This is a genomic window from Streptosporangium sp. NPDC020145 (assembly GCF_040631275.1).
In the GTDB taxonomy this organism is placed as follows: Bacteria; Actinomycetota; Actinomycetes; order Streptosporangiales; family Streptosporangiaceae; genus Streptosporangium.
In genome coordinates, this window is record NZ_JBEXZT010000001.1 from 655187 (window position 1) to 663331 (window position 8145).

The window sequence follows — 8145 nt, forward strand, 5'->3', positions numbered from 1 at the left end:
CAGTGATCACCAAGGAGAACAGGGACGTGTCACGGCCCGGTCAGAACAGAGAGACGATGATCATCATCGGCGCCGGTCTCGGTGGTCTGTCCACCGGCTGCTACGCGCAGATGAACGGGTACAGGACCCAGATCTTCGAGATGCACGAGATCCCCGGCGGCTGCTGTACGGCGTGGGAGCGGGGTGACTTCACCCTCGACTGCTGCATCAGCTGGCTGCTCGGCAACGGGCCGGGCAACCAGATGCACCAGATCTGGCTCGAACTCGGCGCGCTCCAGGGCAAGCAGATGCGTCACTTCGACGTGTTCAACATCGTGCGGGGACGCGACGGCAGGGCGGTGTACTTCTACTCCGACCCCGACCGGCTCCAGGCGCACCTGCTCGACCTCTCGCCCGCCGACGCCAAGCTGATCAAGGACTTCTGCGCGGGGCTGCGGGCGTTCAGGAAGTGCCTGGCCGTCTACCCCTTCCTGAAGCCGGTCGGCCTGATGGGCCGGATCGAACGGCTGCGGATGCTGGCCTCCTTCGTCCCCTACTTCAACGTCATCCGCAAGTCGATGGCGGTGCTGATGACGGAGTACTCGGCGAGGTTCAAGGACCCGCTGCTGCGGGAGGCGTTCAACTTCATCCTCTACGAGAAGCACGCCGCCTTCCCGGTGCTGCCGTTCTACTTCCAGCTGGCCTCGCACGCCAACCTGTCGGCGGGCGTTCCCGAGGGCGGCTCGCTCGGCCTGTCCACCTCGATCGAGCAGCGCTACCTGAGGCTCGGCGGCAAGGTGACCTACAACGCCAAGGTCGAGGAGGTGCTGGTCGAGGACGACCGCGCGGTCGGCGTACGGCTCAGCGACGGCAGCGAACACCGCGCCGACATCGTGGTCTCCGCCTGTGACGGCCACACCACGATGACGAAGTTCCTCAAGGGGCGCTACCTCAACGAGGCCTACCGGAAGCTGTACACCACGACCATCAAGGAGCCGGGCATGGTCTTCCCCGGCTACTTCTGCCTGTTCCTCGGCCTGCGGCGCCCCTTCCCCGAGGGGGACCCCTGCACCACCTATCTGCTCACGGAGGAGGAGGCCGCCGACCTGACCGGCATCCGCCACCCGAGCATCAACGTGCAGTTCCGCAGCATGCACTACCCCGAGCTGTCGCCGGAGGACAGCACCGTGGTCTACGCGACCTACTTCTGTGACATCGCCCCCTGGCGCGCCCTGGCCGAGGGGCCGGAGCAGTCCAGCCGCAAGCACAAGGGAGAGGAGATCCACACCATGCCGGTACGGCGCGGCCGCGAGTACTCCGCGGCCAAGCGCCGGGCGCGGCTGGCGCTCATGGAGTTCCTCGAACGGCGCTTCCCCGGCATCACGGACGCGGTGGCCGTACGCGACGTGTCGACGCCGCTCACCCAGGTCCGCTACACCGGCAACTACGACGGGACCGTCCTGGGCTGGCAGCCGTTCGTGGAGAGCGGAGAGACCCTGGAGGAACTGGTCAAGAAGCACGGCCCCGGCCTGCCCGGGCTGGAGAACTTCTACCAGTCGGGCGTGTGGGCCACCACCGGCGGCCTGATCCGCGCCGCCGCGGCGGGCAGGCACGTCATGCAGTTCGTCTGCCGTGACGACGGCAAGGAGTTCACCGCCTCCATCGACGACACGGCTCCGCCGCCGACCCACCTCGTGATACCGGTCGGGCCGCGTCCCGGCCGGGCGGACGCCCCGGCGGAACCCCGCAGGCAGGCCGTGCCCACCGGCCGGTAGTTCAGGGGGCGGCCGGTTCTCCGGCCGCCCCCATGAGCGTCTCCGCGACGGCCCGGGCCCGCAGGGCGGGGACGGCGGAGCGTTCACGCAGGGCGGTGACGATGGCGCCGTCCATGAGCATGACGAGTTGCGGCGCGAGCGCGGCGGCGCGGGGGTGCCCGGCGGCGGTGAGCAACGACTCGACGTAGCCGGTCACCCGGTCCTTGTGGCCGGCCGCGACCCGGTGCGCGGCGCCCGCGGGGTCGGCGGCCTCCACCATCGTGTTGATGAACGCGCAGCCGCGGAAGTCGGCGCGGGCGAACCGTTCGGCGAGCGCGTCGAAGACCGCCAGCGGCCCGCCGCCGTGCGCGGCGACCCGTTCGGCCAGCCACTCGCGCCACCGCCGGTCACGGCGTTCGAGCACGGCCACGACCAGGTCGTCCTTGCCGGGGAAGTGACGGTAGAAGGAGGCGCGCCCCACCTTGGAGACGGTCAGGATCTGCTCGACGCCGACCGCGCGCACCCCCTGGGCGTAGAAGAGCTCCTCGGCGGTGTCCAGCAGGCGTTCACGGGCTCGGGTCGGCACGTCGTCGATTCTATCCGCCGTTGACGCAAATGGAACTGATCGGTACCGTCTTCTCAAACGGAACCGACCGGTACCGTTTTGGGCTCTGATCATGGAGGACACCATGCCGAGGCTGCCGCAGCTGACCGAGGATCCCGACGGCCTGCTTGAGGAGACACGACGGCAACTGGGCAGAGTGCCCAACCTGTACGCAGCCCTGGCCAACGGCCCCGCCGCGCTCCGCGGCTATCTGGCCATGCGCGACGCGCTGTCCCGCGGCGTGCTCAGGGCCAGGCTGCGCGAGCAGATCGCCCTGCTGGTCGCCCAGGAGAACCGCTGCGTCTACTGCGTCAGCGCGCACACGCTGCGCGGCGGCCTGATGGGCATGGACGGGCGGCAGCTTGAGCGCACCCGCGACGCCCGCGACGACGACCCGCACACCGAGGCGGTGCTGCGCGTCACCAGGCAGGTCGTCAGGACGGGCGGCAGGGTGGACGACGAGGAGCTCGCCCTGGCCAGGAAGGCCGGGGTGACCGACGCCGAACTCGCCGAGATCGTCGCGCACGTGGCGCTCAACACCCTGTCCAACCACTTCAACCACCTGGCCCGCCCCGACCTGGACTTCCCCGAGGTGACCGTATGACCCTCACCTGGCGCACCGCCTCCGTCGAACTCGTCGAGGGATACCTGCTGACCGGCGAGGACGGCGCGCCCACCACCCGCGTGGGACAGGCCCGCGTCGCCTTCGAAGGGGGGTTCGCGCACGTCGAGGTGCCGGGCAGCGGTCGCGTCGAGGTGCTCTCCGCCCCGGCGATCAGCCTGGTCACCTACCGTTCCGAGGACTCCTGCGCCGTGTGACGCCCGCCGTGAACCTTCCGGCGGGGCCGCAGTCCCTCCAGGTGGTCCAGTACGGCTCGCGCCACCTCGCGCTTGGAGGCCGAGGGACGCTGGAAGCGCAGGTCGGCGACCTCCTCGAAGAAGGCGGCCCTGCGCTCGTGCAGCTCGGTCGCCAGGGCCAGCGGCTCCATGCCGAACCGCGGCCGGTACGGCTTGGCGGCGATCTTCTCGGCGACGAACTCGGGGGCGGCGTCCAGCCAGACGACCAGGGCGGGCTTCATCTCGGTCCGGGCGCCGGGGTCGTCGAGCACACTGGAGGCGGCGGCGATGACCGGAGCGGGCCGCTCCGCGAGGCAGGCCCGCAGGTGCTCGACCTCCCTGGCGTGCAGGACCTCCATCCCCTCACGCTCGGCGATCTCCGCGGCCGTGGCGCCGTAGCGTTCCCGGAGATACTCGTCGCTGTCGCGCACGGGCCTGCCGAGGCTCTCGCCGAGCAGGCGCGAAACGCTGGTCTTTCCCGCCCCCATCAGGCCGACCACGACGATCGGGATGTCGTTCGTCATGCTGCCCTCCTCCTGCCGGCGCCCAGGTGATCCCCACCGTCGGCCCCTGCCCGGAAAACACCGTCCCATCCACCCTGGTTTCCCCTCTCCCATCGGCTTCCCGGCCTCGTGGGGAACAGACCGGTTTGCTGCCTCCTGCCGGAGGACCGGAAAACGGGCACACGCGACGGTCCTCCACGGCGAACCTCTCGATGGAGGGCTGTTACAAAGCCGCAGGAAGACCGAGAAGTTTCCCTCCTACCGTCATCGTTGTGCCGGGCGGGGCGTGCTGAGACGCCTCTCGTCGGGTCCCGGCGCGTACGAGGCCCAAGGGGGAGACGATGAGAAGGATCACAACGGCCGTGGCCGTCACGCTGCTCGGGTTCGTGGTGGTGACCTGCGCGGCGGCCTGCGGGGCCGACGAGGTCAGGCGGCCGCTGGCCCAGACGTTGTCCCCGGAGGACGCGGAGCCGGTCTCCCACGAGGTTCCGCAGGAGAGCGGGGTCTATGTGATCAATCTGTACGGTGCCGAGGAAGGGCAGCCCGCCCGGCGCCCGGCGAACCTGGTCGCCTCCGAGTTCAGCACCCTCAAGGGGATCACCTGGCGGAGCTGGGGTCCGGAGAGGGCCGTCGGCGGCGGCAGGCTGAGCGGGACGTGGTGCCTGCCCGGCTGTCAGGCCAGGCCGTACGATGCGACGATCACTCTCAGCAAGGCCAGGAAGGTCGGGGAGAGGCGCTACTTCACGAAGTTCGACATCACCGGTGACTTCCCCCGCCCTGACAGCCCCAAGGACACTCTGAGCGGGACGCTCCCGCTGCCGTTCTCCACCCCCTGAACTGCGGGTTTCTGAGCGGAGGGGTCAGCGGTTCGCATACCCTCCACACGATGATGACCGGTGTGAAGCGAGCAGCCCCCCTGAGCGCCGCCGTTCTGACCGCTGTTCTGACGATGATTCCGGTGGTGGCGGGGTGCGGAGCGGACGGCGGGGTGCGGGTGGAGGGGTCGGCGCCGCCCTCCAAGCCCCCCAGAGGGCCCGTCTACGTGATCGCCTACCTGGGAGATCCGCTGCGACGGCCGAGCAGGCTCGCGTTGGACGAGTTCAACAGCGTCACGGGGATTCGCTGGGAGTCCTGGGGAGGAGAGAGCGCCGTGGGAACGGGTGAGCTGAGCGGCACGTGGTGTCTGCCCGGCTGTCAGGAGAGGCCCTACCGGGGGACGATCACGCTCAGTGAGCTGATCTGGCACGAGCGGGCCGGATACTACGGCCGGTTCACGGTGAGGGCCGACGGCCTCCCTCCTGACAAGGCCAAGGAGCTGACCGGCGGGAAACTCACGGTGCCGGAGTCCTGAGACATGATCGACGTGCTCCTGGTCGAGGATGACCCGGTGATCCGCGAGGCCACTGGCATGGCCCTGGAGCTGTACGGCATGCGGGTGCGGACCGCGTCCGACGGACTGGGCGGCCTGGCCGAGTTCCGCGCCCGCCCACCGGATGTCGCGCTGCTGGACGTCATGCTTCCGCACCTGGACGGGGTCAGCCTGGCCAGGCGGATCAGGGAGGGCGGCGAGACCCCGATCATCATGATCTCCGCCAGGTCCGACGCGATCGACGTGATCAACGCCCTGGAGGCAGGGGCCGACGACTACGTCACCAAGCCGTTCGACGCCGCCGTGCTTCACGCCAGAATCCGCGCCGTGCTCCGCCGTGTCGCCATGCCCGGGCAGGCGAACGCGCCACTCGCCTTCGGCGACCTCGCGATCGACGTCGAGTCCATGGAGGTACGGCTGCGCGGCGAGCGGGTGGCGCTGACGCCGACCGAGCTGAAGCTCCTGCTGGAGTTCGCCGCGGAACCGGGGGTCGTGCTGTCGAGGGACACTCTGCTCAACCGGGTCTGGGACTACGCCTGGGACGGGGACACCAGGGTCGTCGACGTCCACGTGCAACGGCTCAGAGCCAAGATCGGTAACGACCGCATCGAGACCGTGCGCGGTTTCGGCTACAAACTGCGGAGATGACGCATGGGTCTGCGCGCGAAGCTCAGCCTGGTCATCGTGGGAATGTCGGTGCTCGTCGCCACGGTCCTGAGTCTTCTGGTCCACACACGTACGGCCGTCGTCACACTCGACTCCGCGCGGCGCGGTCTGGACGCCGAGCTGACGAGCACCCTGATCCGTCACCAGGAGGGGCAGGACACCCCGCTGGCGGCCGGAGACGTTCCCGCGCCGCTGGCCGCGGCCCTCGGCGAGGGGACACGCGCCACCTACCTGCAGGACGGCACCACTCTCTGGGCGGCGACCAGGGCCGACGGGCAGACGCTCTCGCTGCGCCGCTCCTACGAGGCGGAGAACGCGGAGCTTGCCCGGCTCGACCGCATCCTCCTCGGTTCCGGCGTGGCGGCGGCGCTGTTCGCCTCCGGTGTGGGGCTGGTGGTCGCGGGCGGGCTCAGCAGCAGGATCCGCGCGGTGGCGAGAACGGCCGCCCACATCGCCGAGGGGGACCTGTCCGCCCGGGTCGAGGCGCGGGGCCGGGACGAGATCGCAGCCGTCGGGGCGGCGCTCGACCAGATGGCCGACGCGTTGCGGGCCAGGCTCGAAGCGGAGCGACGGGTCACCGCCGACATCGCCCACGAGCTGCGCACCCCCGTCGCGGGACTGGTCACGGCGGCAGGGCTGTTACCGTCGGGGCGCCCCGCCGAACTGGTCAGGGACAGCGCCGCGACGCTGCGCCGCCTGGTCGAGGACATCCTGGAGGTGGCCCGGCTCGACGCCTCCGCCGAGACGCCGGTCAGGGAGGTCCGCTCCTCGGGGGCGCTGGCCAGGCGGGCGGTCGTGGCCTCGGGGGTGCCGGGCGTCGAGGTGGTCGTCGCAGGGGAGGCCGAGGTGGAGACCGACCCGCGACGGGTCGAGCGGATCCTCGCCAACCTCGTCACCAACGCGGCAAGACACGGAGCCCCGCCCGTTCGGGTCAACGTCACCGGGTTCAGCGTGACGGTCAGGGATCACGGTCCCGGTTTCCCCGAACCGATGCTCGTCATGCTCCGCGAGCACGGCCCACAGCGCTTCGGCACCGGGTCGGCCGCCCGTGAGGACGGCGTCGGCCTCGGGCTGACCATCGCCGCGGGACAGGCCCGTGTCCTCGGGGCGCACCTCAGCTTCGCCAACGCCCCGGACGGCGGTGCGATCGTCCGGCTGGACCTCGCCTGACCCGGTGGTGCCTGCCGGGTCGCCGGGCACCATCTGCGAGACGACGGAACCGGACGCAGGCTCGAACACCGGGGCTGGAGATCGGCCCCGGATATTGTCTGAGCCCCGCGGTAGCGTCCCTGGCGACGCCGACGAGAACGGGGAACCCCATGAGTGACATCGCCACCCGCTATCGAACCCGTGCCGACATCTTCGCGGCCAAGATCGCCGCTGTGGAGCCCGGCCGCTGGTCCGACCCGTCCCCCTGTGAGGAGTGGACCGCGAGAGACGTCGTCGGTCACATCATCGACATGCACGCCGTGATGCTCAGGCCCCTGGGCCGGTCGCTGAGCCCCGCGCCGTCCGTCGCGCAGGACCCGCTCGCCGCCTTCACCGCGGCCCGCGCCGACGTGGAGGCCCTGCTCGACGACCCGGCCACCGCCGAGAGGAAGGTGGAAACCCCGACCGGCAACGTGTCCGTCGAGCAGCACATCGACCAGGTCGTCAGCGCCGACATGGTGCTGCACGGCTGGGATCTGTCCCGGGCCACCGGGCAGGACGACACGATCGACCCGGCCGAGGTCGAGGCGATGTGGCCCCATGTTCAGTACATTCCCGATGAGATGCGCATCCCCGGTGCCTTCGGCCCCGGGGTCGTCGTCCTGGGGCCGGAGGTAGGGGTCCCCGACGACGCCCCGCTCCAGCACCGCCTTCTCGGCCTGTTCGGCCGCGACCCGAACTGGTCCGCCTGAACCGGGGAGGGCGGAAGTCCCGGCCCACGCGTCCGGGCCGGGAGGAGGGCTCGCGGAGGCGTCCTTGGTCACGGTCCGCTTCATGAGCCCAGGCAGGAGAAAGAAGCACGCACACGGGTGGGAGAGGGGGTCCTCCGGCGGAGCGGATCAGCCGGTGACGCCGGTCCTGGGGGTGAGGCCGCGTGAATAGTCCTTCGTCCTGACCTCGTCGTGCAGGCGCAGCCCCCTGGCGCCCATGTCGGTCAGGGTGCGGGCGGCGGAGGTGGGGATGTGGTTGATCAGCCACATCCCCCACGTCAGGGTCCGCAGTGCCCCGGGGCTGGTGGGGATGAGCCGCTTGGCCGCGCCGACGGCGAAGGAGCGGCTGCGCCGTACGTAGTCGCCGATCTCCCGCTCGTAGGCGGGGAAGGCGCGGGTGTGGTCGCCGCCTGCCTCGGCTAGGAGCTGTTTAGAGTTCGGATCATGTGGTTGAAGTGAGGAGCTTCAACCACATGACCGAGCCTCGGAGATAGAGCCCGGCTTCATAGCTTTC

General features: G+C 70.3%; 11 protein-coding genes. 8 read left to right on the forward strand and 3 right to left on the reverse strand.

Annotated features, from left to right (window positions below):
• Positions 1 to 2: 2 nt before the first annotated feature.
• Positions 3 to 1754, forward strand: a complete 1752-nt coding sequence (locus tag ABZ463_RS02585) for an NAD(P)/FAD-dependent oxidoreductase (protein ID WP_352012590.1) — start codon at positions 3 to 5, stop codon at positions 1752 to 1754.
• Position 1755: 1 nt separating this feature from the next.
• Here the strand turns inward: ABZ463_RS02585 and ABZ463_RS02590 are convergent, their stop codons facing one another.
• Complete coding sequence (locus ABZ463_RS02590) at positions 1756 to 2319, reverse strand: helix-turn-helix domain-containing protein (RefSeq protein ID WP_362772187.1); 564 nt, start codon at positions 2317 to 2319, stop codon at positions 1756 to 1758.
• A 103-nt stretch (positions 2320 to 2422) separates the two neighbouring features.
• On the opposite strand from ABZ463_RS02590, the gene ABZ463_RS02595 reads away from it, so the two are divergent.
• A complete protein-coding gene (locus ABZ463_RS02595; RefSeq protein WP_362772189.1) occupies positions 2423 to 2941 on the forward strand; it encodes a carboxymuconolactone decarboxylase family protein in 519 nt (172 codons plus the stop codon).
• The gene (locus ABZ463_RS02600) at positions 2938 to 3156 is read left to right on the forward strand and encodes a hypothetical protein (RefSeq protein WP_362772191.1); all 219 of its coding nucleotides are present in this window, start codon (positions 2938 to 2940) and stop codon (positions 3154 to 3156) included. The genes ABZ463_RS02595 and ABZ463_RS02600 overlap by 4 nt, the downstream gene beginning before the upstream one ends.
• On the opposite strand, the gene ABZ463_RS02605 is transcribed toward ABZ463_RS02600, so the two are convergent.
• Positions 3126 to 3698, reverse strand: a complete 573-nt coding sequence (locus tag ABZ463_RS02605) for a shikimate kinase (protein WP_362772193.1) — start codon at positions 3696 to 3698, stop codon at positions 3126 to 3128. The two genes, ABZ463_RS02600 and ABZ463_RS02605, sit on opposite strands and share 31 nt — an antisense overlap.
• A 320-nt stretch (positions 3699 to 4018) precedes the next feature.
• Here ABZ463_RS02605 and ABZ463_RS02610 point away from each other — a divergent pair, with 320 nt between their 5' ends.
• The 5 genes from ABZ463_RS02610 (at position 4019) to ABZ463_RS02630 (ending at position 7613) form a co-directional block, all read left to right on the forward strand.
• Complete coding sequence (locus tag ABZ463_RS02610) at positions 4019 to 4513, forward strand: hypothetical protein (protein WP_362772195.1); 495 nt, start codon at positions 4019 to 4021, stop codon at positions 4511 to 4513.
• A 62-nt stretch (positions 4514 to 4575) separates the two neighbouring features.
• Positions 4576 to 5028, forward strand: coding sequence for a hypothetical protein (locus ABZ463_RS02615; RefSeq protein WP_352012584.1), 453 nt, complete (start codon positions 4576 to 4578; stop codon positions 5026 to 5028).
• Between the two features lie 3 nt (positions 5029 to 5031).
• Positions 5032 to 5694, forward strand: a complete 663-nt coding sequence (cseB, locus tag ABZ463_RS02620; RefSeq protein WP_352012583.1) for a two-component system response regulator CseB — start codon at positions 5032 to 5034, stop codon at positions 5692 to 5694.
• A 3-nt stretch (positions 5695 to 5697) separates the two neighbouring features.
• Positions 5698 to 6882, forward strand: coding sequence for a HAMP domain-containing sensor histidine kinase (locus ABZ463_RS02625; protein WP_362772198.1), 1185 nt, complete (start codon positions 5698 to 5700; stop codon positions 6880 to 6882).
• Positions 6883 to 7031: 149 nt separating this feature from the next.
• Complete coding sequence (locus ABZ463_RS02630; protein ID WP_362772200.1) at positions 7032 to 7613, forward strand: TIGR03086 family metal-binding protein; 582 nt, start codon at positions 7032 to 7034, stop codon at positions 7611 to 7613.
• A gap of 147 nt (positions 7614 to 7760) precedes the next feature.
• On the opposite strand, the gene ABZ463_RS02635 is transcribed toward ABZ463_RS02630, so the two are convergent.
• Positions 7761 to 7901 (reverse strand): hypothetical protein, encoded by a 141-nt coding sequence (locus ABZ463_RS02635; RefSeq protein ID WP_362772202.1) that lies wholly within the window; start codon positions 7899 to 7901, stop codon positions 7761 to 7763.
• Between the last annotated feature and the right edge of the window lie 244 nt (positions 7902 to 8145).